The sequence below is a fragment of the Streptomyces sp. NPDC053750 genome, from assembly GCF_044544295.1.
In the GTDB taxonomy this organism is placed as follows: domain Bacteria; phylum Actinomycetota; class Actinomycetes; order Streptomycetales; family Streptomycetaceae; genus Streptomyces.
Genome location: NZ_JBITXB010000003.1, coordinates 98,750 through 121,772 on the forward strand (window position 1 = coordinate 98,750; position 23,023 = coordinate 121,772).

General features: G+C 72.3%; 19 protein-coding genes and 1 riboswitch. Of the genes, 10 read left to right on the plus strand and 9 right to left on the minus strand.

Annotated elements, in window-relative coordinates; genetic code table 11:
- Positions 1-10 precede the first annotated feature (10 nt).
- The 5 genes from ACIGO6_RS09985 to ACIGO6_RS10005 form a co-directional block, all read right to left on the minus strand.
- Positions 11-691: a response regulator gene (locus tag ACIGO6_RS09985; protein WP_399873861.1), complete on the minus strand. Its 681-nt coding sequence runs from the start codon at positions 689-691 to the stop codon at positions 11-13.
- Positions 688-2,373, minus strand: a complete 1,686-nt coding sequence (locus ACIGO6_RS09990; protein WP_399873864.1) for an ATP-binding protein — start codon at positions 2,371-2,373, stop codon at positions 688-690. Before ACIGO6_RS09990 ends, ACIGO6_RS09985 begins: the two co-directional genes overlap by 4 nt.
- A gap of 200 nt (positions 2,374-2,573) precedes the next feature.
- Positions 2,574-3,518, minus strand: a complete 945-nt coding sequence (locus ACIGO6_RS09995; protein ID WP_399873867.1) for a sucrase ferredoxin — start codon at positions 3,516-3,518, stop codon at positions 2,574-2,576.
- 263 nt (positions 3,519-3,781) lie between these two features.
- Complete coding sequence (locus ACIGO6_RS10000; RefSeq protein WP_399873869.1) at positions 3,782-4,018, minus strand: hypothetical protein; 237 nt, start codon at positions 4,016-4,018, stop codon at positions 3,782-3,784.
- A 55-nt stretch (positions 4,019-4,073) separates the two neighbouring features.
- The gene (locus ACIGO6_RS10005) at positions 4,074-4,571 is read right to left on the minus strand and encodes a DUF6082 family protein (RefSeq protein WP_399873870.1); all 498 of its coding nucleotides are present in this window, start codon (positions 4,569-4,571) and stop codon (positions 4,074-4,076) included.
- A gap of 369 nt (positions 4,572-4,940) precedes the next feature.
- On the opposite strand from ACIGO6_RS10005, the gene ACIGO6_RS10010 reads away from it, so the two are divergent.
- The gene (locus tag ACIGO6_RS10010) at positions 4,941-5,996 is read left to right on the plus strand and encodes a CobW family GTP-binding protein (RefSeq protein ID WP_399873873.1); all 1,056 of its coding nucleotides are present in this window, start codon (positions 4,941-4,943) and stop codon (positions 5,994-5,996) included.
- Between the two features lie 3 nt (positions 5,997-5,999).
- On the opposite strand, the gene ACIGO6_RS10015 is transcribed toward ACIGO6_RS10010, so the two are convergent.
- On the minus strand, positions 6,000-8,456 hold the full coding sequence (locus ACIGO6_RS10015) for a DNA topoisomerase (ATP-hydrolyzing) subunit A (protein ID WP_399873875.1): 2,457 nt from the start codon (positions 8,454-8,456) through the stop codon (positions 6,000-6,002).
- Positions 8,457-8,747: 291 nt separating this feature from the next.
- Here ACIGO6_RS10015 and ACIGO6_RS10020 point away from each other — a divergent pair, with 291 nt between their 5' ends.
- The 4 genes from ACIGO6_RS10020 (at position 8,748) to ACIGO6_RS10035 (ending at position 13,518) form a co-directional block, all read left to right on the plus strand.
- Complete coding sequence (locus tag ACIGO6_RS10020; RefSeq protein ID WP_399873877.1) at positions 8,748-10,112, plus strand: M16 family metallopeptidase; 1,365 nt, start codon at positions 8,748-8,750, stop codon at positions 10,110-10,112.
- Complete coding sequence (locus ACIGO6_RS10025) at positions 10,109-11,497, plus strand: M16 family metallopeptidase (RefSeq protein ID WP_399873880.1); 1,389 nt, start codon at positions 10,109-10,111, stop codon at positions 11,495-11,497. Before ACIGO6_RS10020 ends, ACIGO6_RS10025 begins: the two co-directional genes overlap by 4 nt.
- Positions 11,498-11,689: 192 nt before the next feature.
- Positions 11,690-11,854, plus strand: a riboswitch (cyclic di-AMP (ydaO/yuaA leader).
- A gap of 12 nt (positions 11,855-11,866) precedes the next feature.
- On the plus strand, positions 11,867-12,631 hold the full coding sequence (locus ACIGO6_RS10030) for a M23 family metallopeptidase (RefSeq protein ID WP_399873883.1): 765 nt from the start codon (positions 11,867-11,869) through the stop codon (positions 12,629-12,631).
- A gap of 188 nt (positions 12,632-12,819) precedes the next feature.
- On the plus strand, positions 12,820-13,518 hold the full coding sequence (locus tag ACIGO6_RS10035) for a GntR family transcriptional regulator (protein WP_399873884.1): 699 nt from the start codon (positions 12,820-12,822) through the stop codon (positions 13,516-13,518).
- Between the two features lie 117 nt (positions 13,519-13,635).
- On the opposite strand, the gene ACIGO6_RS10040 is transcribed toward ACIGO6_RS10035, so the two are convergent.
- Positions 13,636-13,917, minus strand: a complete 282-nt coding sequence (locus tag ACIGO6_RS10040; protein WP_356612781.1) for an HPr family phosphocarrier protein — start codon at positions 13,915-13,917, stop codon at positions 13,636-13,638.
- A 179-nt stretch (positions 13,918-14,096) separates the two neighbouring features.
- Between ACIGO6_RS10040 and ACIGO6_RS10045 the strand changes: the two genes are divergently transcribed.
- The 4 genes from ACIGO6_RS10045 to ACIGO6_RS10060 all read left to right on the plus strand — a co-directional run bounded on the left by ACIGO6_RS10045 (position 14,097) and on the right by ACIGO6_RS10060 (position 19,489).
- Entirely contained in the window at positions 14,097-16,916 is a 2,820-nt protein-coding gene (locus tag ACIGO6_RS10045) for a GNAT family N-acetyltransferase (RefSeq protein WP_399873886.1), read from the plus strand.
- 62 nt (positions 16,917-16,978) lie between these two features.
- Positions 16,979-17,575: a DUF5998 family protein gene (locus ACIGO6_RS10050; protein ID WP_399873888.1), complete on the plus strand. Its 597-nt coding sequence runs from the start codon at positions 16,979-16,981 to the stop codon at positions 17,573-17,575.
- Entirely contained in the window at positions 17,575-18,768 is a 1,194-nt protein-coding gene (locus tag ACIGO6_RS10055; protein ID WP_399873890.1) for an alkaline phosphatase family protein, read from the plus strand. The genes ACIGO6_RS10050 and ACIGO6_RS10055 overlap by 1 nt, the downstream gene beginning before the upstream one ends.
- Before the next feature lie 70 nt (positions 18,769-18,838).
- Entirely contained in the window at positions 18,839-19,489 is a 651-nt protein-coding gene (locus ACIGO6_RS10060) for a thymidine kinase (protein ID WP_399873893.1), read from the plus strand.
- 29 nt (positions 19,490-19,518) lie between these two features.
- On the opposite strand, the gene ACIGO6_RS10065 is transcribed toward ACIGO6_RS10060, so the two are convergent.
- Positions 19,519-20,319 (minus strand): VOC family protein, encoded by an 801-nt coding sequence (locus ACIGO6_RS10065; RefSeq protein ID WP_399873896.1) that lies wholly within the window; start codon positions 20,317-20,319, stop codon positions 19,519-19,521.
- 238 nt (positions 20,320-20,557) lie between these two features.
- On the opposite strand from ACIGO6_RS10065, the gene ACIGO6_RS10070 reads away from it, so the two are divergent.
- Positions 20,558-21,409 carry a sulfurtransferase gene (locus ACIGO6_RS10070; protein ID WP_399873898.1) on the plus strand — a complete coding sequence of 284 codons (852 nt, stop codon included), beginning with the start codon at positions 20,558-20,560 and terminating at the stop codon, positions 21,407-21,409.
- A gap of 102 nt (positions 21,410-21,511) precedes the next feature.
- Here ACIGO6_RS10070 and sepH read toward each other — a convergent pair whose 3' ends face one another.
- Positions 21,512-22,573 (minus strand): septation protein SepH, encoded by a 1,062-nt coding sequence (gene sepH / locus ACIGO6_RS10075; protein WP_399873901.1) that lies wholly within the window; start codon positions 22,571-22,573, stop codon positions 21,512-21,514.
- Between the last annotated feature and the right edge of the window lie 450 nt (positions 22,574-23,023).

A 23,023-nucleotide genomic window follows, 5' to 3' on the forward strand; every position in this document is an offset into this window, starting at 1 on the left:
CCGGCCCTTCTCAGGCGCGGGTCGCCCACTCGTAACGGTGCTCCGGGCGGCCCGCGTCGCCGTACTTGAGGGTCAGCCTGGCCCGCCCCGTGCGCTCCAGGAGCTTCAGATAGCGCTGGGCGGTCTGGCGGCTCACCCCCGTCCGCTCTGCGATCTCCTGCGCGGAGAGGGGACCGTCCGCCTTCATCAGGCACTGGCGCACGAGCTCGGCGGTGGTGGGGGAGTGCCCCTTGGGCAGTCCCGGCTCCGACGGCGCCGACAGGGCGCCGAAGATGCGGTCCACCTCCGCCTGCTCCGCCTCACCACCGCCGTCCAGCGTGCGGCGCAGCTCCGCGTACGCCTCCAGCTTCGCGCGCAGCCCCGCGAAGGCGAACGGCTTGACCAGGTACTGCAGCGCGCCCTGGCGCATCGCCGCCTGGACGGTCGACACGTCCCGCGCGGCCGTCACCATGATCACGTCGGTCTGGTGGCCCCGCCGCCGCATCTCCTGGACGACCTCCAGACCGGTCCGGTCGGGCAGGTAGTGGTCCAGCAGGATCAGATCCAGACGGGGCAGCTCCTCCACGCTGCGCAGTGCCTCCAGCGCGCTGTGGGCCTCGCCGGCCACGTGGAAGCCCGGCACCTTCTCGACGTAGGCGGCGTTGACCCGCGCGACCCTCGTGTCGTCGTCCACCACCAGGACCTCGATCATCGGGACTCCTCCTCGGCAGCGGTGGTCACGGGGACGGGCGGGGCGGGGGCGGTGCCTGCGGGGTCCAGGTCCGGTTCGGCCAGTGCCTCGGGCAGGACGACGACGAACTCCGCGCCGCCGCCGCGCGCCTCGCCGACGGTGGCGCTGCCTCCCTGCCGCTCGGCGAGCCGGCGTACCAGGGACAGCCCGATGCCGCGCTGTCGGTGCGCCGGTGGCTCCTTGGTGGACCACCCCGCCGTGAACACCAGCTCGCGGTGTTCCGACGGGACCCCGGGCCCCGTGTCGCGCACCCTGAGCGTCGCGGTGCGTCCCTGCGCACGCAATTCGACCTCCACGCGCGCGTGCGCCGTCCCCGCGACGGCGTCGAGCGCGTTGTCGACCAGGTTGCCGACGATCGTGACGAGCCCCCTGGGATCCACCAGACGGTCCGGCAGCCGTGTGCGGTCCGACACCCACAGGGTCACTCCGCGTTCGGCCGCGACGGTCGCCTTGCCGACCAGCAGGGCGGCCAGGAGGGGGTCCTGGATCCTCTCGGTGATCTGCTCCGCGGTGGCCCGGTGATCGCCGACCACCTCGCCGACGAACTCCATGGCGTCGTCGTACATCTCCAGCTCGAGCAGCCCCAGCAGGGTGTGCATGCGGTTGGCGTGCTCGTGGTCCTGCGCCCGCAGGGCGTCGATCAGGCCGCGGGTCGAGTCCAGCTCGCGGCCGAGCTGCTCCAGCTCGGTGCGGTCGCGCAGGGTGGCGACGGCGCCGCCGTCGTCGGTCGGCATCCGGTTGGCGATCAGGACCCGCTGCCCGCGCACGGTCAGCAGGTCGGTGCCGGTCACCCGGCCGGCGAGGACATCGGCCGTGCGTCCCGCGCCGAGCGCCTCGTCGGGGGAGCGGCCGACGGCCTCGGTGCCGATGCCCAGCAGGCGCTGCGCCTCGTCGTTCAGCAGGCGCACCCGGCCGCCGCGGTCCAGGGCGACGACGCCCTCCCGGATGCCGTGCAGCATGGCCTCCCGCTCCGCGAGCAGCCCCGCGATGTCCGAGAAGGCCAGGTCCCGGGTCTGTCGCTGCACCCGGCGCGAGATCAGCCAGGCGGCCAGAGCGCCCACGGCCAGCGCGCCACCGGCGTACGCGAACAGGCCGGGAATGGCGTGGATCAGCCGGGCCCGGACGCTGTCGTAGGCGATGCCGACCGAGACCGCGCCGACGACGTCGCCCTCGCCGTCGCGCAGCGGCACCTTGCCGCGGGCGGAGCGGCCCAGGGTGCCGTTGTCGATCTCCATGACCTCACGGCCGGCCAGGGCCTGCCCGGGGTCGGTCGAGACGACGTCGCCGATCCGCTCCGGGTCGGTGTGCGACCAGCGCACACCCTGCCGGTCCATCACGACGACGTACTCCGCCTTCGTGGCCTTCCGGACCCGCTCCGCCTCCTGCTGCACCGGGCCGTCCGGCGTCGGCGCGGTGTTCCGCAGGTCCCGCACGATCTGCGGCTGCTGCGCGGTGGTCTGCGCGATCGCGAGCGCCCGGCGCATCGCCTGGTCGTCCAGCTGGTCACCGAGCGGAGCCAGGAACAGGCCGGTCGCGAGCACCGCGACTCCCGCGGCGATCGCCAGCTGCATCATCAGCACCTGCGAGAACACCCGCCGCGGCAGGCCGAGGCGCCGGCGGCGTACGGGGGGAGTGGAGCTCATACCCATGACGGTACGTGGGGGCGGGCGGCAGACCGTAGAGGGGTGTGGCGCGGATCTCCTGATCGCCTACGGAGGTGGGAGCCGCAGTCGGCCGCTGGACGGCCCCGACGGCCCCCAACTGCCCGGACGGCCCCGACCGTCCGGAGTGCTCGGGGTACTCGCGGCACTCGGAGTACTCGGAGAAGTACTCGGTGTGAGGGTCAGCTCGCGAGCGCCGCCGTGACCGACAGCTCGCGCACCGCCGTGACCTCCATCCGCGCCGGCGAGCCCAGCACCGATGCCCCACAGCTCTCCGGACGCGGCGGCGCCGAGGCGCCCTGGGCGACGGTGACCCGCCAGTGCCGGCCGTCGGTGTGGGCGACGGTCACCTCCCAGTGCGGTGCGGCACCGTCCGTCCGGACGACGCTCAGCGCCTGGGCCGCCTGCTCGCCCGTCGCCGAGCGCACGGCCAGCTCGGCCGCCTGACCCGGACGCTCCCACGCGGAGTTCCCGCGGCACCCTTCGGCGACGATCCGCCCTTCCCGGGCACCGTGCAGGATCTCCTTGACGGCGGGGGCCTGGACCCGGCCGTACGCGTAGCCGTGGGGCAGCACGAGCAGCGTCGGCGAGAAGCGGTGACCACCCAGATGGGTGACTTCCCAGACGCCGTCGGCACCGGATGCGGCCAGTTCGGCCGCCAGCGGCCGGCCCAGGAGGGCGCAGCAGCGGTCGCGCTTGCCGTTGGTGCAGACGAGGGCGAGCGGATCACCCAGGTGGGGGCCGCCGTCGAGCGCCGAGTCGAAGGCACGGTGGTCGCCCCTGCCGAGCGCGGCGAAATCGAGGCCGAGCAGCCGGCGGGGGTCCGTCAGGGTGGTGCCGTGCAACCACACGTTTCCCGGGACGGTGTGGGACGCGTACACCCGGCGCTCGGCGGGGGTGCCGCGGTCCGCGTGCCGACCGGGGCGGCGAATCAGCGCGAGGCGTACGCCCGTACCCTTCGCCGCCGCCTCCAGGGCGCGACCCAGTGCGGGGTCCAGGTGGCTCGAGGTGAGCGCCTTGGCGCCCCATGGCCCGGGCTGTTCGAGCAGCAACCAGGTCCTCGCGACGGGTGCGGTGCCCGAGACGGGCTCGGCGAGGTCCCGGGAGACGGTTGAGCACGTACTCACACAGGTGAGCCTAACCTGACTTCCCTAGCAACGACGTCCAGCCGCGCCTGAGCGTTACTCCGGCAGAAGTGGTGGGGGCGCCGTGCCGGGGGGAAGCCACCCCGGCTGGGAGATGCGTGTGGCCTGGTGCCGTTCGGGCGCCAGGCCTCATCGGTGGGGCGTCGAGCGGGACGGGGTGCCGAGGCTCGACGGGTGGTTGGTCCGGCTCGTTGGACGGTTGCGTGCGGCCGGGACGGGGTGGACGCGTACTGGCGAGACGGAAGTCAGGCGTCCGGGATGTCCGCCTTGGCGCGGATCAAGGTCTCTCTGCTGATGACCACGATGCGTTCGTAGCCCGCACGGGAAGCATCGGCGGGGAGTTCACGCTCCAAGACCTCGGTGGCCTCCGTGCCGATGACGGCGAAATTGCCGTCGCTCAGCTCGAAGAGGTCGGGGCAGCTCGCTCCGGACGTACTGCCGCGCGAGCTTGGAGGCACACCGATACGGCGCACGATTTTCAAGGGGTACCGGTCCTTAGAGGTTGGGCCCAATGCTAGTCAGCACGTTACTGGAGCCTCAGGCGGACGGAGGCGTGCCCACCACCCACCACTCATCCGTGTCGGCTTCGTCGAGGTCCTTGATGAGTCCGTCCACAATGCGACCGACGTCTGACTCGTTGGTTGTCGCAAGCGAGGCCCGGTGCTCCTTCGAAGCCTCCCAGTACTCCCGCATCAGGTTGGTCTGGAAAAGCTCACGCAAGCGTCCGAACAGTTCCTCCTGGTCCACGAAGCCCGCCTCGTAGAGGTGGTACAGGTTGACGTACCACGCGTTCGCGTAGAAGAACTGGCGCCGCCTCTCCGCAGGGATGCTCTTGTCGTACGTGTCGATGACCTCCGCCAGCGAAGGGTCGTCGATCGCCCTGGTCAGCAGCTCCCAGTGCATGCGCTGCTGGTGTTGCAGCGACTTGCGCCGGATCGCCAGTTCCTCCAGTTCCAGCCGACGCACGTGCAGACGTACCGCCTCGAGTCGCCGCTGATGTGCGGCCAGTGTCAACCCGGCCGTGGCGAGCAGCATCCCCGCTGCCGCGGAGCCGAACCTCCCCGTGAGCTTCTTCCGTGTGACCATGTCAACCCCCGAATCAGGCGACCGCCCGCCGGTCGTCGAGTGCGGGTCGGCTGACGGGGACCGGCGAGCGATGGGTGGCGCTGCCACCTCCAGAGTGCCGAGCGGCGCTGACCGGCGGGGAGGCGGAGAGGAGGCGCACGGAGGGAAGTGAGGGTCGCACAGTCCGGCGCCATGCAAAACGTCTGCCCAGCAAGTGCTGCTAACAATCGTTCACTTCGCGGGTACTCCGCCGACTCGTATCCTGAGCAGGCAATTCCGTATGTGGGTGCACGTCCTCCCACGGACCGGCGTACGCGTAGGTGAGAGAGAGGTCGCACGGTGGGGCAGCGCCCGACTCCGCAGCAGATCCCGGTCGTCGTGCTGGCCGGATTCCTGGGCTCCGGAAAGACCACTCTCCTCAACCACCTCCTGCACCGCAGCGGAGGCAGCCGGATCGGCGCCATCGTCAACGACTTCGGCTCCATCGAGATCGACGCGATGGCCGTCGCCGGCGCCCTCGGCGACTCCACCGTCTCGCTCGGCAACGGGTGCCTGTGCTGTGCCGTCGACGCGAGCGAACTCGACGGGTACCTGGAGCGGCTCGCCCGGCCCGACGCCGGCATCGACGTCATCGTCATCGAGGCCAGCGGCCTCGCCGAGCCGCAGGAACTCGTGCGCATGCTCCTCGCCAGCGAGCAGCCGGGGGTCGTCTACGGCGGACTCGTCGAGGTCGTCGACGCCGCCGAGTTCGACGACACGCGCGCGAAGCACCCCGAGATCGACCGGCACCTGGCGCTGGCCGACCTGGTCGTGGTCAACAAGACCGACCGCACCCCGGACGCCGAGCGGGTGCTCGCCCTCGTCCGCTCGCTCAGCGACCGCGCCGCGGTCGTGCCCGCGACCTACGGCCGCATCGATCCCGAGTTCCTCTACGACTGCCGGCCGAGCGAGGAGCGCGTGGGGCAGCTGTCCTTCGACGACCTGCACGACCACTCCCCGCACGGCGCGTACGCCGAGCATCTGCACGCCGCCTACGACACCCTGTCGTTCGTCTCCGACCTCCCGCTCGACCCGCGCCGGCTCATGCGGTTCCTCGACAGCCGGCCGGAGGGCCTGTACCGGATCAAGGGATACGTCGACTTCGGCCCGCACGACACGCGGAACCGGTACGCCGTCCACGCGGTCGGGCGTTTCCTGCGCTTCTACCCGGAGCCCTGGCCGTCCGGCGAAGCCAGCCGTACCCGGCTGGTCCTCATCGGCTCCGGCATCGACGCGCCGGCCCTCGGCAAGGAGCTCGACGCGTGCCGCAGCGACACCCCGCATGCCGATGAGCACGCCATGTGGGGCGTCCTGCGCTATGTACCGGAACCGGACGAGCAGGATCCGCCGGAGTAGGCCCTAGGCCGGACCCGCCACCACCGAGACCGTCTTCGGCAGTGACACGCCCGAGCCGTCGCGGCGTGGGTCGATGTCCGGGAGCTGGGCCGGGGTGCCGTTCTTCTGCGCGGCCAGGGCCGGTGTGGCGCCCGCCCAGGCGAAGGCCAGGCAGTCCTCCCCCTTCAGGAACCGCTGGCAGCGCACGCCACCCGTGGCGCGGCCCTTGCGCGGGTACTGGTCGAACGGTGTGAGCTTGGCCGTGGTCTGCACGGAGTCGTCCAGCGTGCCGCGCGACCCGGCGACCGTGAAGACCACCGCTTCCGCGGCCGGGTCCACCGCCGTGAAGGAGATGACCTTCGCACCGTCGGTGAGCTTGATGCCCGCCACGCCACCCGCCGGTCGGCCCTGCGGGCGGACCTGCGAGGCCTGGTAGCGCAGCAGTTGCGCGTCGTCGGTGATGAAGACCAGGTCCTCGTCGCCGGTACGCAGCTCGGCACCGCCGACGATCCGGTCGCCCTCCTTGAGGCTGATGACCTCCAACTCGTCCTTGTTGGACGGGTAGTCGGGCACCACGCGCTTGACGACACCCTGCTCCGTACCGAGCGCCAGGCCGGGCGAGGACTCGTCCAGTGTGGTCAGGCAGACCACCGTCTCGTCGTCCTCCAGGGAGACGAACTCCGCCAGCGGCGCGCCCCCCGAGAGGTTCGGCGTGGGCATGGACTCCGGGAGCTGGGGCAGGTCCACGACGTTCAACCGCAGCAGACGCCCGGCGGACGTCACCACGCCGACCTCGCCGCGTGCCGTGGCCGGCACGTCCGAGACGATCAGGTCGTGCTTGACGCGCTTGGTGCCGGTGGCAGCGGCGAGGGGCTCGTCGTTCGCGGTACGGGCCAGGAGACCCGTCGAGGACAACAGCACCCGGCACGGGTCGTCCGCCACCTGGAGCGGCACGGCGGCCACCGGGGCGCCGGCCGACTCCAGCAGCACCGTACGCCGGTCGGTGCCGAACTTCTTCGCCACCGCGGCCAGTTCGGCGGAGACCAGCTTGCGCAGCTCCGCGTCGGACTCCAGGATCCGGGTCAGCTCCTCGATCTCCGCGTTGAGCCGGTCCTTCTCCGCCTCCAGCTCGATGCGGTCGTACTTGGTGAGCCGGCGCAGCGGGGTGTCCAGGATGTACTGGGTCTGGACCTCGCTCAGCGAGAAGCGATCCATCAGGCGCTGCTTGGCCTGCGCGGAGTTCTCGCTGGAGCGGATCAGGCGGATGACCTCGTCGATGTCGACCAGCGCGGTGAGCAGGCCCTCGACCAGGTGCAGACGGTCGCGGCGCTTGGTGCGGCGGTACTCGCTGCGGCGGCGCACGACGTCGAAGCGGTGGTCGAGGTAGACCTCCAGCAGCTCCTTGAGGCCCAGGGTGAGGGGCTGGCCGTCGACCAGCGCGACGTTGTTGATGCCGAAGGACTCCTCCATCGGCGTCAGCTTGTAGAGCTGCTCGAGCACCGCCTCCGGCACGAAGCCGTTCTTGATCTCGATGACCAGACGCAGTCCGTGCTCGCGGTCGGTGAGGTCCTTGACGTCGGCGATGCCCTGGAGCTTCTTCGAGCCGACCAGGTCCTTGATCTTGGCGATCACCTTCTCCGGGCCGACCGCGAAGGGCAGCTCGGTCACGACGAGACCCTTGCGGCGGGCCGTCACCGTCTCCACGCCGACCGTCGCGCGGATCTTGAACGTGCCGCGGCCCGTCTCGTAGGCGTCCCGGATGCCGGGCAGGCCGACGATCCGGCCGCCGGTGGGCAGGTCGGGGCCCGGAACGTGCTTCATCAGGGCTTCGAGGTCGGCGTTCGGGTACCGGATCAGGTGCCGGGCGGCCGCGATCACCTCGCGCAGGTTGTGCGGCGGCATGTTCGTGGCCATGCCGACCGCGATGCCCGAGGCGCCGTTGACCAGCAGGTTCGGGAAGGCGGCGGGCAGGGCCGCCGGCTCCTGCTCCTGGCCGTCGTAGTTGGGACCGAAGTCGACGGTGTCCTCGTCGATGGACTCCGTCATCAGGCCGGCGGCCTCGGCCATCCGGCACTCGGTGTACCGCATGGCGGCCGGCGGGTCGTCGTTGCCCAGCGAACCGAAGTTTCCGTGGCCGTCCACCAGGGGCACGCGCATGGAGAACGACTGGGCCATGCGCACCAGGGCGTCGTAGATCGACGCGTCGCCGTGCGGGTGGAGCTTGCCCATCACCTCGCCGACGACGCGCGCGCACTTGACGTAGCCACGCTCGGGGCGCAGGCCCATCTCGCTCATCTGGTACACGATGCGGCGGTGCACCGGCTTGAGGCCGTCGCGGGCGTCCGGCAGGGCGCGGGAGTAGATGACCGAGTACGCGTACTCGAGGAAGGAGCCCTGCATCTCGTCGACGACGTCGATGTCGAGGATCTTCTCCTCGTACGAATCGTCGGGCGGCGGGGTCTTCGTACTACGGCGGGCCATCGCTGCCGGCTCCTTGCTGAAGCGTGAACGGTGATCTGACGCGGTCCATTGTGGACTGCGGCACTGACAGCGACCGACCAGGACCCGTCAGGGGCTGCCCGGCCGCCCGGCGCTGCCCGCAGCGTACGCCCTCGTGTCCGGCGGCCCGCCAACCCCGTTCTCGCTCTCGGCGTACCGGACCCGGGAACTCCACCGACGGCCCGCGCGCTTGCATACAGTGGCAGGATCGGTGGGAATTCCGCAGTTCCGCCCAATGATTCCACTTAGGTTTCCGCGATCGAAGGGACGTACATGCCCATGGGTCACACGGCCACAGCCCAGGCAGGCTCCGGGGGCCTGACAGCGACCGAGCACCGCCTGGCCAACGGTCTGCGCGTGGTGCTCTCCGAGGACCACCTGACCCCGGTCGCGGCGGTGTGCCTCTGGTACGACGTCGGCTCGCGCCACGAAGTCAAGGGGCGTACCGGCCTGGCTCACCTCTTCGAGCACCTCATGTTCCAGGGCTCCGCCCAGGTCAAGGGCAACGGCCACTTCGAGCTGGTGCAGGGCGCCGGCGGCTCGCTCAACGGCACCACCAGCTTCGAGCGCACCAATTACTTCGAGACCATGCCCGCCCACCAGCTGGAGCTCGCCCTCTGGCTGGAGGCCGACCGCATGGGCTCCCTGCTGGCCGCCCTGGACGACGAGTCGATGGAGAACCAGCGGGACGTCGTCAAGAACGAGCGCCGCCAGCGCTACGACAACGTGCCCTACGGCACGGCGTTCGAGAAGCTGACCGCCCTCGCCTACCCGGAGGGCCACCCCTACCACCACACGCCGATCGGATCGATGGCCGACCTGGACGCGGCGACGCTGGAGGACGCGCGCGCGTTCTTCCGTACCTACTACGCGCCGAACAACGCCGTGCTGTCGGTCGTCGGCGACATCGACCCGGAGCAGACGCTCGCCTGGATCGAGAAGTACTTCGGCTCCATCGCCGCGCACGACGGCAAGCCCGCCCCCCGGGACGGCTCGCTGCCCGACGTCATGGGTGAGCAGTTGCGCGAGATCGTCGAGGAGGAGGTCCCGGCCCGCGCGCTGATGGCGGCCTACCGGCTGCCGGAGGACGGCACGCGCGCGTGCGACGCGGCCGACCTGGCCCTCACCGTCCTGGGCGGCGGCGAGTCGTCCCGCCTGTACAACCGGCTGGTGCGGCGCGACCGCACGGCCGTCGCCGCCGGGTTCGGCCTGCTGCGGCTCGCCGGGGCGCCCTCCCTGGGCTGGCTGGACGTGAAGACGTCCGGTGACGTCGAGGTGCCCGTCATCGAGACCGCCATCGACGAGGAGCTCGCCCGGTTCGCCGAGGAGGGCCCCACCGCCGAGGAGATGGAGCGCGCCCAGGCCCAGCTGGAGCGCGAGTGGCTCGACCGTCTCGGCACGGTCGCGGGCCGCGCCGACGAACTGTGCCGGTACGCCGTCCTGTTCGGCGACCCGCAGCTCGCCCTGACCGCCGTGCAGCGCGTGCTCGAGGTGACCGCGGAGGAGGTCCAGGAGGTCGCCAAGGCCCGCCTGCGGCCCGACAACCGCGCGGTGCTCGTCTACGAGCCCACCGCCCCGGCGGACGAGACCGGCGCAGACGAAAACGACGCAGACGAGAACGAGGAGGCGGCCAAGTGAGCGAGCTCGCCACCATGGAATTCCACGCGCAGCCGCAGGCCGGTGAGCCCAAGCCGTGGGCGTTCCCGGCCCCCGAGCGCGGCAGTCTCGACAACGGCCTCACCGTGCTGCGCTGCCACCGCCCCGGCCAGCAGGTCGTCGCCGTCGAGGTGCTCCTCGACGCCCCCCTGGACGCCGAGCCGGCCGGCCTCGACGGCGTCGCCACGATCATGGCGCGCGCCTTCTCCGAGGGCACCGACAAGCACTCCGCGGAGGAGTTCGCCGCCGAGCTGGAGCGCTGCGGCGCCACCCTCGACGCGCACGCCGACCACCCCGGCGTCCGGCTGAGCCTGGAGGTGCCGGCCTCGCGCCTCGCCAAGGCGCTCGGCCTGCTCGCCGACGCACTCAGGGCGCCCGCGTTCGCGGACAGCGAAGTGGAACGGCTGGTCCGCAACCGGCTCGACGAGATCCCGCACGAGCTGGCCAATCCCTCCCGCCGCGCGGCCAAGGAACTCTCCAAGGAGCTGTTCCCGGCCGAGGCGCGCATGTCGCGCCCGCGTCAGGGCACCGAGGAGACGGTCGAGAGCATCGACGCGGGGGCCGTACGCGCCTTCTACGAGAAGCACGTCCGCCCCGCCACGGCCACCGCCGTGGTCGTCGGCGACCTCACCGGCATCGACCTCGACGCGCTGCTCGGCGACACGCTGGGCGCGTGGACCGGCTCGGCCGCCGAGCCGCGCCCCGTGCCCCCGGTGACCGCCGACGACAGGGGCCGGGTCGTCATCGTGGACCGCCCCGGCGCCGTCCAGACGCAGCTGCTGATCGGCCGCACCGGCTCCGACCGGCACGACCGCGTGTGGCCCGCGCAGGTCCTCGGCACCTACTGCCTGGGCGGCACCCTCACCTCCCGCCTGGACCGTGTCCTGCGCGAGGAGAAGGGATACACCTACGGCGTACGGGCGTTCGGCCAGGTGCTGCGGTCCGCCCCCGACGGCACGGGCGCGGCCATGCTCGCCATCAGCGGCTCCGTCGACACCCCCAACACCGGCCCCGCCCTGCAGGACCTGTGGACCGTGCTGCGCACGCTCGCGGAGGGTGGTCTCACCGACGCCGAGCGCGACGTCGCCGTGCAGAACCTGGTCGGTGTGGCGCCGCTGAAGTACGAGACCGCGGCGGCCGTGGCGAGCACGCTGGCCGACCAGGTCGAGCAGCACCTGCCCGACGACTACCAGGCCACGCTCTACCGTCAACTCGCCGCCACCGGCACGGTGGAGGCCACGGCGGCGGTCGTGAACGCCTTCCCGGTGGACCGGCTGGTGACGATCCTCGTCGGCGACGCGGCGCAGATCAAGGAGCCGGTCGAGGCCCTCGGCATCGGCGAAGTCACCGTCGTGGCCGCCGAGTAGGGGACACGCGCGCGTGGCGGCCCTGGTGACGGATGTGTCACCAGGGCCGCCTTTTGTCCGAATTGAGGGAGAGGTTGCCTGTCTGCCCTGTGGCATGCGCTACAAAAAGCCGGTTGCGTTTGAGGATTGAAGAAGGCCGCGCTTAACGTCGTCCGGGCTGTTCGTCAGGCAGTGCGCCGCACCCGCGGCACCGGACAGTCATCGCCGAGTCCCCGTACGGCGCGAGCCAGGGGAGCCGGGGACCCATCGCAGTCCCTGGGGTGAATCGGACGCCCGCGCGTGCAGCGAGGGGGTCCGTAGGAGACCTTCCTGCTCCGAACCCGTCAGCTAACCCGGTAGGCGAGAGGGAAGGAAAGGACCAGCCTCTACATGGCGTTCACGCGCGCCACCGGGAAGCACCGCCGTCCCAGCCGGATGCACCGCACCACCGCCCGCGCGGCGGGTGTCGCGGCCCTCGCCACCACCGGCGTCGTCGGCACCCTCGCCGCTCCGGCGCTCGCCGCCGAGCCCGAGGTCGAGCAGAGCGGACTCACCCCGGTCATCACCATCGGCGACTCCGTTGCCGACGAGATCGACGCCCAGGCCACCGCGCAGAAGCAGGCCGCCCTGGACGCCGCCGCCCGTGAGGCGGCCATGGAGGCCGCGCGCGAGCGGGCGGCCGAGGCGGCCAAGGAGGCGCGCGAGGCCAAGGAGCGCGCCGCCCGCGAGGCGGAGCGCAAGCGCCTCAACACCTTCGTGTCGCCGATCACCGCCTCCTACGTCTCCACCGCCTACCAGGCCGGCAGCTCCCTGTGGTCCTCCGGCAGCCACACCGGCATCGACTTCCACGCCTCCAGCGGCACCTCCGTGCACGCGGTCGGCGTCGGCACCGTCGTGGAGGCCGGCTGGGGCGGGGCGTACGGCAACCAGGTCGTCATCAAGATGCACGACGGCACGTACACGCAGTACGGCCACCTGTCGTCCGTGGGTGTCTCGGTGGGCCAGTCGGTCGAGCCCGGCCAGCAGATCGGCCTCTCCGGCGCCACCGGCAACGTCACCGGACCGCACCTGCACTTCGAAGCCCGGACGAGCCCCGAGTACGGCTCGGACATGGACCCCGTCGCCTATCTCCGCTCCCACGGCGTGAACCTCTGACGACGGACGGCACGGCAACCGAAAGCCCCGGCTCCCCGAGCCGGGGCTTTCGCGTTTTCGGACCGGTCTCTGTCCAAAAAATATCCATGAAATCCGCCCTGCCGTCGGAATACCCGCCGCATTGGCCTAGAGTCACTGAACACGCGTCAATCGTCGACGTTTCACGGGGATTAAGGCGGAGGTCGGTCATGCGTATTCCGGCGCACTCGGTGTGCACGGCGATCCGGGACGACATCGTCGCAGGCGTCCACGGGCGCGGCAGCCGGCTCACCGAGGAACTCCTCGCCCGCCGCTACGGCGTCTCCCGCGTCCCCGTCCGCGAGGCCCTGCGCACGCTGGAGGCCGAGGGCTTCGTGGTGACCCGGCGGCACGCGGGCGCGTGTGTCGCGGAGCCGACCGAACAGGAGGCCGCCGACCTGCTCGAGACGCGCACCCTCCTGGAGCCCCTCGGCGCCTCCCGGGCCGCCCGGCGCCGCACCGAGGCCCACCTCAAGGTGCTGCGCGGGCTGGTCCGGCTGGGGCAGGAGCGCGCCAGGCAGGGCAGTAGCGAGGATCTGCGCTCACTGGGCGGCTGGTTCCACGAAACCCTCGCCCAGGCCGCCGGCAGCCCCTCCCTGACGGCGCTGCTGACCCAGCTGCGCCACAAGATCGCCTGGATGTACGCCGTGGACGCGCAGACCGGGCCGGTGGAGTGCTGGGCGGAGCACGGCGCGATCGTCGACGCGGTGGCCCGGGGCGACGCCGAGCGCGCGCGGGCGCTCATGGCTCTGCACACCGAGCGGTCGATGCCGGCGCACCGGTTGCGCTTCTCCTCCGGCGGCGAACAGCGGGCGGAGCGTGTGAGGAACTCGCAACGTGCTGTAAACATGCCGAGCCTGCGCCATTAACACGGGCACCGTATACAAAGACGAGGTAATTGGGGGGCTATTTTCTGCTGCCCGGAAAAGGGAAAGCGAAAAGGCCCGCCCGATGATTCGGGGCGGGCCTTTCGGTGCTGCCGTGGGTCAGACGGTCTCGGGAAGCTCCTCGAGACCCTCGGCGACCAGCTTCGCCAGCCGCTCCAGGGCGGCGTCCGCGCCCTCGGCGTCGGAGGCGAGGACGATCTCCTCGCCACCCTGGGCGCCGAGGCCGAGGACGGCCAGCATGGAGGCCGCGTTGACGGGGGATCCGTCGGCCTTGGCGATCGTCACCGGGACGCCTGTGGCCGTGGCGGCTCGGACGAAGATGGAGGCGGGGCGGGCATGGAGACCCTCGGCCCAGCCGACGTTGACGCGGCGCTCAGCCATGTGATGCTGCCCTTCAGGTGTTCAGGGTTGTCTAGACCAGTTTCCCACATCGTGAAGCATGCCCCGACGGACACACTCCGCCGGGGGTGGTGGTCTTCGGACCGCGGCCTCGGTCCGACCCTCCGTCCTCCACAGACTGCCTCGCGCCGTTGTCGTACGCGAGCCGTACTCTGGGGCCCATGCAGACCTCGTCGGACCGGCACGAGTACCCCGCCCACTGGGAGGCCGACGTGGTGCTGCGCGACGGCGGCACCGCGCGCGTCCGCCCCATCACCGTTGATGACGCCGAGCGCCTGGTCAGCTTCTACGAGCAGGTCTCCGACGAGTCGAAGTACTACCGCTTCTTCGCGCCGTACCCTCGCCTGTCCGCCAAGGACGTCCACCGCTTCACGCACCACGACTTCGTGGACCGGGTGGGACTCGCGGCCACCATCGGCGGCGAGTTCATCGCCACCGTACGCTACGACCGGATCGGCGCCGGCGGAACACCCGCGTCTGCACCGGCCGACGAGGCCGAGGTCGCCTTCCTCGTCCAGGACGCCCATCAGGGGCGCGGCGTCGCCTCGGCGCTCCTGGAGCACATCGCGGCCGTCGCGCGGGAGCGCGGCATCCGCCGCTTCGCCGCTGAGGTGCTGCCCGCCAACACCAAGATGATCAAGGTGTTCATGGACGCCGGGTACACCCAGAAGCGCAGCTTCGAGGACGGCGTGGTCCGCCTGGAGTTCGACCTCGAGCCCACCGACCGCTCACTCGCCGTCCAATACGCGCGCGAGCACCGCGCGGAGGCGCGCTCCGTGCAGCGGCTGCTGCAGCCCGGCTCGGTGGCGGTCGTCGGCACCGGACGCACGCCGGGCGGCGTCGGCCGCAGCATCCTCGGCAACATCCGGGACGCGGGCTACACCGGCCGGCTGTACGCCGTGAACAAGGCCTTCCCCGGGTACCAGGAGGAACTCGACGGCGTGCCCGCCCGCCGCTCGGTGCGCGACATCGACGGGCCCGTCGACCTCGCCGTCGTCACCGTGCCCGCGGAGCGCGTCCCCGAGGTCGTCACCGAGTGCGGCGAGCACGGCGTGCAGGGCCTGGTGGTGATCTCCGCCGGGTACGCCGACAGCGGCCCCGAGGGACGGGAACGCCAGCGTGCCCTCGTCCGCCAGGCGCGTACCTACGGCATGCGGATCATCGGACCCAACGCCTTCGGGATCATCAACACCTCCCCGCAGGTGCGGCTCAACGCGTCCCTCGCCCCCGAGACGCCCCGCCCCGGCCGGATCGGCCTGTTCGCCCAGTCCGGCGCGATCGGCATCGCCCTGCTGTCCCGGCTGCACCGGCGCGGCGGCGGAGTCACCGGCGTCACAGGCGTGTCGACCTTCGTCTCGTCCGGCAACCGGGCCGACGTCTCCGGCAACGACGTCCTGCAGTACTGGTACGACGACCCGGACACCGACGTCGTCCTGATGTACCTGGAGTCCATCGGCAACCCGCGCAAGTTCACGCGCCTGGCCCGGCGGACCGCCGCCGCCAAGCCACTGGTCGTGGTGCAGGGCGCCCGGCACGGCGGCGTGGCACCGCAGGGCCACGCCGTCCGGGCGACGCGGCTGCCGCACGCGACGGTCTCCGCGCTGCTGAGGCAGGCCGGCGTGATCCGCGTCGACACGATCACGGACCTGGTCGACGCGGGACTGCTGCTCGCGCGCCAGCCGCTGCCCCCCGGCCCGAGGGTGGCCATCCTGGGGAACTCCGAGTCACTGGGACTGCTGACGTACGACGCGTGCCTCTCCGAGGGGCTGCGTCCCCACCCGCCCCTGGACCTGACCACGGCCGCCTCGGCGGACGACTTCCACGCGACCCTGTCCCGGGCCCTGGCGGACGACACGTGCGACGCGGTCGTGGTGACCGCCATCCCGACGGTGGGGGAGGGATCGGCGGGAGACTCGGCGCTGGCGGAGGCCCTGCGCTCGGCGGCGGCCGCGGTGCCCGCCAAGCCGGTCCTGGTGGTCCACGTGGAGCTGGGCGGCCTGGCGGAAGCCCTGTCCGCGGCGGCGAGCACGGCACCGCAGGCCGCTGCGGACGTCCCCGAGGAGTCCTGGCCCGCCGCCCCGGCCCAGCGGCCACCCACCGTCCGGGCCCCCGAAGGCGCCCACCTCATCCCCGCCTATCCCGCCGCCGAACGCGCCGTCCGTGCCCTCGCCCATGCGGTCTCCTACGCCCAGTGGCGACGCGACGCCGCCGACCCCGGGAAGGTGCCGGAGTACGAGGACATCGACGAGAGGGGCGCCGCGGAACTCATCGGCGGGCACCTCGCGCGCGGCCAGGGCCTCACGCTCGGTGCCCAGGAGACCTGCGAGCTGCTCGGCCGCTACGGCGTCCACGTCCACCGTGCGCTGCCCGCTCCCACCCCCGACGACGCCGTCGCCGCCGCGCGGACCCTCGGCTACCCCGTCGCCCTCAAGGCCACCGCCCCCCACCTGCGCCACCGCGCCGACCTGGGCGGCGTACGCCTCGACCTCGCGGACGAGGAGCAATTGCGCCGGGCGTACGCCGAGTTGACCGAGCTGTTCGGCAAGCCCGAGGAACTGCGCCCGGTGGTGCAGGGCATGGCCCCGCGCGGCGTCGACACGGTCGTACGGGCCGTCATCGACCCGGCGGCCGGCGCGGTGCTCTCCTTCGGGCTGGCCGGAGCCGCCACCCAGCTGCTCGGCGACATGGCGCACCGGCTGATTCCGGTCACCGACCGGGAGGCCGGCTCGCTCGTCCGCTCGATCCGCACGGCCCCCCTCCTCTTCGGCTGGCGCGGCTCGGCCCCGGTCGACGCCCCCGCCCTGGAGGAGCTGCTGCTGCGGGTCTCCCGGCTGGTCGACGACCACCCCGAAGTGGTCGCGGTCACCCTGGAACCGGTCGTCGTCGCCCCGCGCGGCCTGAGCGTCCTCAGCGCCTCCGTCCGCCTCGCGCCCCCTCCCGCCAGGGACGACCTCGGCCCGCGGACCCTGCCGGCGTACTGACCGCTCCCGGACCGGCACGGGGATCGCACGAGCGTGCCGCGCAGTCAGTGGGCCCCCGTAGGATGGACGGCATGGCCAAGACCAGTACGACGACCCAGGGGCTGCGAGCGGCGATCGAGCGCAGCGGCTACTACCCGGCCCTCGTGGCCGAGGCGGTGGAGGCCGCCGTGGGCGGCGAGCCCATCCGGTCGTACCTGGTCCACCAGGAGACGACGTTCGACCAGAACGAGGTGCGCCGGCACGTGACCGTGCTGGTGCTCACCGGCAACCGCTTCATCGTCAGCCACACCGACGAGCAGGCCGCCGACGACACCTCCCCGACGCCGTACGCCACGACGTCCACGGAGTCGGTCAAGCTCGGCCGGATCTCGTCCATCGTCGTCAGCCGCGTGGTCGCCAACCCGGAGAAGTACAAGCCGGGCACGCTGCCCCGTGAGATCGTCCTGACCATCGGCTGGGGCGCCGTCTCCCGCCTCGACCTCGAACCGGCCGCCTGCGGCGACCCCAACTGCGAGGCCGACCACGGCTACACGGGGAGCTCGACGGCCGACGACCTCAGCCTGCGCGTCAGCGAGGCCGGGGACGGCCCGGAGACGGTGCGCCAGGCGCTCACCTTCGCCCAGGCCCTCTCCGAGGCGACCGCGGACTCCGCCCGCTGATGGTGCAGCCCGCCGCCTGGGACACCCACCCGGAACCGCTCCCCGTCGACTCCGCCCCCGTACCCGAGTACGGCAGCGGCTCGCTCGCCGACCTGCTGCCCACGCTGGCCGCCGGCCTCGGCGTCCCCGGCATGACCGCCGGAATCACCGAACTGACCCCGGCCGACCGGAACTGCGTGTTCCTGATCGACGGCCTCGGCTGGGAGCAGCTGCGGGCCCACCCGGAGGACGCCCCGTTCATGAGCTCGCTGCTGAGCAGCTCACGCGGCGGCACCGGGCGCCCGATCACCGCCGGCTACCCGGCGACCACCGCGACCTCCCTGGCCTCCGTCGGCACCGGCCTGCCGCCGGGCGCCCACGGTTTGCCCGGCTACACCGTGCGCAACCCGGCCACCGGCGAGCTGATGAACCAGCTGCGCTGGCAGCCGTGGACCGCGCCGGGTGCCTGGCAGCCGTATCCCACCGTCTTCCACCTCGCCCACGAGGCGGGCGTGCACGCCGCGCAGGTCTCCTCCCCGACCTTCGCGAACACCCCGCTGACCAAGGTCGCGCTCAGCGGCGGCTCGTTCCACGGGCGGCTATCCGGCGAGGACCGCATGGACCTGGCCGCCGAGCAGCTGGCCGACGCCGACCGCGCCCTCGTCTACACGTACTACGCGGAGGTCGACGGAGCCGGCCACCGCTTCGGCGTCGACTCCGACACCTGGCGCGGCCAGCTCGCCCACGTCGACCGGCTCGTCCAGCGCCTCGCCGAGCAGCTGCCGCCGCGCAGCGCCCTGTACGTCACCGCAGACCACGGCATGATCGACGTGCCCTTCGACGAGGACCACCGCATCGACTTCGACGAGGACTGGGAGCTGAAGGCGGGCGTCGCCCTCCTCGGCGGCGAGGGCCGCGCCCGGCACGTGTACGCCGTCCCCGGCGCGCACAACGACGTACTGACCTGCTGGCGCGAGGTGCTCGGCGAGCAGTTCTGGGTGGCCTCGCGCGACGAGGCGATCGCGGCGGGCTGGTTCGGCCCCCGCGTCGACGACCGGGTGTACGACCGCATCGGCGACGTGGTGGCCGCCGCGCGCGACGACGTCCTGCTCATCGCCTCCGAGCGGGAGCCGAAGGAGTCGTCGATGGTCGGCAACCACGGGTCGATGACCCCGGCCGAGCAGCTCGTCCCCCTGCTCGAAGTACGCTCCTGAAGCCCCCTGCCCCCACCCCGCCCCATTCCCCCACTGAGTGACCATGCTGCCGAAAGGTGTTCGACTCCCCATGCCCGAGCTGGTGTTCTTCTCCGGAACGATGGACTGCGGGAAGTCGACGCTGGCTCTCCAGATCGAGCACAACCGCTCGGCCCGCGGCCTGGCCGGCATGATCTTCACCCGCGACGACCGCGCGGGGGAGGGCAAGCTCTCCTCACGCCTCGGCCTGGTCACCGACGCGGTGGAGGTCGCGGACGGACAGGACCTCTACGCCTATGTCGTCGACCACCTCTCGCAGGGCGGACGCGTGGACTACGTGATCGCGGACGAGGCGCAGTTCCTGGCGCCGGAGCAGATAGACCAGCTCGCGCGCGTGGTCGACGACCTCGAGGTCGACGTGTACGCGTTCGGCATCACCACCGACTTCCGCTCCAAGCTGTTCCCCGGTTCCCAGCGCCTGGTCGAACTCGCCGACCGGGTCGAGGTGCTCCAGGTCGAGGCCCTGTGCTGGTGCGGCGCCCGCGCCACGCACAACGCCCGCACCGTGGGCGGCGTCATGGTCGTCGAGGGCGCCCAGGTGGTCGTCGGCGACGTCGCCCAGTCCCCCGACGAGATCGGCTACGAGGTGCTGTGCCGACGGCACCACCGGCGCCGTACGACCGCGGCGACGGCCCGCGCGGCAGCGCTGTCACCGGACGTGCTGCCGGTGGCACCCGCCTGAGCGGCCCGGGGACCTCCCGCGGCCCGGCCTCACCGGCCCTCCAGCAGCGCCAACCGCGCCCCCTCCGGATCCGCCACCCTCGCCACCCGGCCGTGGGGCGTGTCCTGCACGGGCTCCAGGACGTGCCCGCCCAGCTCGACGAGACGCTCCAGCGCCTCCTCCGCGTCGGCCACCTCGAAGTACGTCGTCCAGTGCGGCCCCCGGTCGCGCGGCAGGGCGTCGCCGAGGCCGTGGATGCCCGCGACGGGGCGGCCGTCGAGGCGCAGGGTCACGTAGTCGAGGCCGGCGGAGTCCTCCCGGACCAGCTCGAAGCCGAACACCGTCTCGTAGAACTTGGCGACGCTCGCCGTCTCGAAGGTCGTCAGCTCGTTCCACGCCGGTGTGCCGGGTACGCCCGATACGGCCGTGCCGAGGTGCGCAGCGGCCTGCCAGACACCGAAGACGGCGCCCGAGGGGTCGGAGCCGATGGCCAGGCGGCCGGCCCGGCCGGCGTCCAGCGGGCCCACGCCGACGGTGCCCCCGCACAGGCGTACCGTTTCGGCCGTCCTGTTGACGTCGTCGGAGGCGAAGTAGGGCGTCCAGGCGATGGGCAGGTGCCGGTCCGGGGGCAGTTGGCCGATGCCCGCCACCTCGCGGCCGTCGAGCAGGGCCCGCGCGTAGGGCCCCAGTTGCTGCGGGCCGGGCTGGAACTCCCAGCCGAACAGGGCTCCGTAGAAGTCATGGGTCGCGGCCGGCCCGTGCACCATCAGACTCACCCAGCAGGGCGTGCCGTGCGGGCGCCGGGCGTTCGTCTCGCCGTTCCGGCCGGCCGGCCCCCGTGCGTCGGTCATCGTCACTCTCTTCTCGGCCCTGCGCGGGCCGTGCGTCCGCTTCCGCTCCGACGGAGCCCCCGCGTCGATGCCGGCACCGGTCCCGGTGCCGCGCACCTCGGGCTCGCTCGTGAGGCCGCCCGCCTGCTCGGCTGGTACAGCATGTGCCCGAACCCGTACGCCTCGTGATCGGTACTGTCCGGCGGGCAGAGTAGCCCGACATCGACGCGGCGGCCACTCGGTGCGTCAGGATGGGGCCATGAACGCCATCATCTCCGCATCCGATCTCGCCGACGAACTGGCGGGCGCGAACCCGCCGGTCCTGCTCGACGTCCGCTGGCAGTTGAGTACGGCCAAGGCGGCCGGCGCCCCGCCGTTCGACGGCCGCGCCGAGTACGCGGCCGGGCATCTCCCCGGCGCCGTCTTCGTCGACCTGGACCGGGAGCTCGCCTCCGCCCCCGGCACCGGCGGCCGGCATCCGCTGCCCGACGTCGCGGAGTTCGGCGCGGCGATGCGTCGGGCGGGCGTGTCGACCGGGCGGCCGGTCGTCGTCTACGACGGAGGACAGGGGTGGGCGGCGGCCCGCGCCTGGTGGCTCCTGCGCTGGACGGGTCACCCGAACGTGCGGGTCCTCGACGGCGGGTTGCCCTCCTGGGAGGCACCGCTGTCCACGGACGTCCCCGCGCCCGCGGAGGGCGACTTCGCGCCGGCGCCGGGTGCGGCGGGGCTGCTGGACGCGGACGGGGCGGCCGCGCTGGCGCGGTCCGGGGTGCTGTTCGACGCCCGCGCGGGGGAGCGGTACCGGGGCGAGGTCGAGCCGATCGACCCGGTGGGCGGCCACATTCCGGGTGCCGTGTCGGCGCCGACGACCGACAACGTGGCGGCGGACGGCCGCTTTCTGCCCGCCGAGGAGCTCCGGGCGCGCTTCAAGACCCTCGGCGCCACGGAGGGCGGCGAGGTCGGCGTGTACTGCGGTTCGGGCGTGTCGGGCGCCCACGAGGTGCTGGCCCTGGCGGTGGCGGGCATCCCGGCGTCGCTGTACGTGGGCTCGTGGTCGGAGTGGTCGTCGGATCCCGGGCGGCCGGTCGCGGTGGGGCCCGACCCGCAGTAGGGCGGCGCCGGACCGATCCCGGGCCGACCGCAGGCCGACACATGTGGAGCAGGGCCGCACCCAGGCGGGTGCGGCCCTGCTCCACATGCGCGAAAGGCCGGTCTACTCCTGCTTCTTGCGCCGCGTACCGAACACGATCTCGTCCCAGCTCGGCACCGCCGCGCGGCGGCCCGGCCGGACCCCGTCGGCCTCGGCCTGACGGTCGGTGGAGCCGGTGAGACGGTCGCGGTGGCTGGCCACGGAGCGCGGCATGAGCACGTCGGCATAGGCCGAACCGGCCGACGCCGCAGGAGCCGGGGGCTCCTCGACCTCGGGCTCCTCGGCAGGCTCCTCCACCGGTTCGGGAGCGCGCTCGGGTACCACCAGGTCGCCCCGGAAGCTCGGCACCGCCTCCAGGAGGCTGGTGAGCGAGTCCCGTTCGCGTTCGGCCGAGGCGGTGGCCGCGGTCTCCTCGGCCGGCTCGGACGGCGGCGGGGGCGGCAGGCTCGGCCGATCCCGCTGTTCCCGGTCGAGGGAGCGGTCCAGCGGACGGTCGCGCGGCAGCCGCGCGATCCGCGGGACGAACGGGAAGCTGGGCTCGGGCGCGGCGAGGTCGTCGGACTCGCCGATCAGCGCGCGTGCCTCGTCGTCGACGGCCTGGACGAGCCGCCGGGGCGGGTCGTACGTCCAGCTCGCCGAGTGCGGCTCGCCCGCGACCAGGTAGACCAGCAGTACTTCCCAGGTGCCGTCGTCGCGGCGCCATGAGTCCCACTGGACGGTGTCCTTGTCGGCGCCGCGCAGCAGGAGCCGCTCCTGGACGGCCTCGCCGAGGGGCGGGCCGGAGTTCTCGCCGGGACGGCGGACGGGGGTCTTGCGGGCGCGCTCGGCCATGAAGGCGCGCTCGGCGAGCACCGGACCCTCGAAGCGGCGCACGCGGTCGACGGGGATGCCGGCCATCGTGGCGACCTCTTCCGCGGTCGCGCCGGCTCGTATACGCGCCTGGATGTCGCGGGGGCGGAGATGGCTCTCCACCTCGATCTCGATCTGGCCGAGGCGGGGACGGTCGCCGCGCACGGCGGCCCGGAGCCGCTCGTCGATCGGAAGCGTGTACTCCGTGCTGTCCGCAGCCTTCAGCACCAGCCGTGTGCCGTCATTCGAGACGGCCACGACACGCAGTTCGGGCATGGGGACCTCCCGGGTGGTGCCTGCCGACGTCACGTGCGTCGCTGCTTCCGCTCTGTCGAGTGTGGCCTGCCCGGGTGCAGCCTGCCACAACCTTGCCGAGTTGCCCGGCGTGTCGGGCACGGGCCCTGGATCGCCGTTATGGCACGGTTACCTATTCGCAACGCTAAGTGACCAACTCGGTCACCCTGTGCAACTAGCCCCCTCCCGGCGGTCCTTCAAGATCCTGACCCCTGTCGGGGGACCGGACCCAGGGCTCGCAACAGTACTCCATTCGGGCCACGTGCGTGGATTGGCACGCCGCCCAACTTCTGGCAAGAGGTGCCGCTTGGTCGCCCCTGGCCCGATCTCCGCGATCCCGGGCGTGGCGTACTTCACGCAATCACCAGAAACGGAACTAATGGTTTCGTTCGCACGTCCCTTTCTCGTGCAGTTGATGGATCACGTGCGGGA

What these genes read in the sequence shown, in the direction of transcription:
- ACIGO6_RS09985 (WP_399873861.1), bottom strand. Translation starts at nt 691, where the DNA reads ATGATCGAGGTCCTGGTGGTGGACGACGACACGAGGGTCGCGCGGGTC.
- ACIGO6_RS09990 (WP_399873864.1), bottom strand. Translation starts at nt 2,373, where the DNA reads ATGAGCTCCACTCCCCCCGTACGCCGCCGGCGCCTCGGCCTGCCGCGG.
- ACIGO6_RS10005 (WP_399873870.1), bottom strand. Translation starts at nt 4,571, where the DNA reads ATGCTGCTCGCCACGGCCGGGTTGACACTGGCCGCACATCAGCGGCGA.
- ACIGO6_RS10015 (WP_399873875.1), bottom strand. Translation starts at nt 8,456, where the DNA reads ATGGCCCGCCGTAGTACGAAGACCCCGCCGCCCGACGATTCGTACGAG.
- ACIGO6_RS10020 (WP_399873877.1), top strand. Translation starts at nt 8,748, where the DNA reads ATGCCCATGGGTCACACGGCCACAGCCCAGGCAGGCTCCGGGGGCCTG.
- ACIGO6_RS10030 (WP_399873883.1), top strand. Translation starts at nt 11,867, where the DNA reads ATGGCGTTCACGCGCGCCACCGGGAAGCACCGCCGTCCCAGCCGGATG.
- ACIGO6_RS10035 (WP_399873884.1), top strand. Translation starts at nt 12,820, where the DNA reads ATGCGTATTCCGGCGCACTCGGTGTGCACGGCGATCCGGGACGACATC.
- ACIGO6_RS10040 (WP_356612781.1), bottom strand. Translation starts at nt 13,917, where the DNA reads ATGGCTGAGCGCCGCGTCAACGTCGGCTGGGCCGAGGGTCTCCATGCC.
- ACIGO6_RS10045 (WP_399873886.1), top strand. Translation starts at nt 14,097, where the DNA reads ATGCAGACCTCGTCGGACCGGCACGAGTACCCCGCCCACTGGGAGGCC.
- ACIGO6_RS10050 (WP_399873888.1), top strand. Translation starts at nt 16,979, where the DNA reads ATGGACGGCATGGCCAAGACCAGTACGACGACCCAGGGGCTGCGAGCG.
- ACIGO6_RS10055 (WP_399873890.1), top strand. Translation starts at nt 17,575, where the DNA reads ATGGTGCAGCCCGCCGCCTGGGACACCCACCCGGAACCGCTCCCCGTC.
- ACIGO6_RS10060 (WP_399873893.1), top strand. Translation starts at nt 18,839, where the DNA reads ATGCCCGAGCTGGTGTTCTTCTCCGGAACGATGGACTGCGGGAAGTCG.
- ACIGO6_RS10065 (WP_399873896.1), bottom strand. Translation starts at nt 20,319, where the DNA reads ATGACCGACGCACGGGGGCCGGCCGGCCGGAACGGCGAGACGAACGCC.
- ACIGO6_RS10070 (WP_399873898.1), top strand. Translation starts at nt 20,558, where the DNA reads ATGAACGCCATCATCTCCGCATCCGATCTCGCCGACGAACTGGCGGGC.
- sepH (WP_399873901.1), bottom strand. Translation starts at nt 22,573, where the DNA reads ATGCCCGAACTGCGTGTCGTGGCCGTCTCGAATGACGGCACACGGCTG.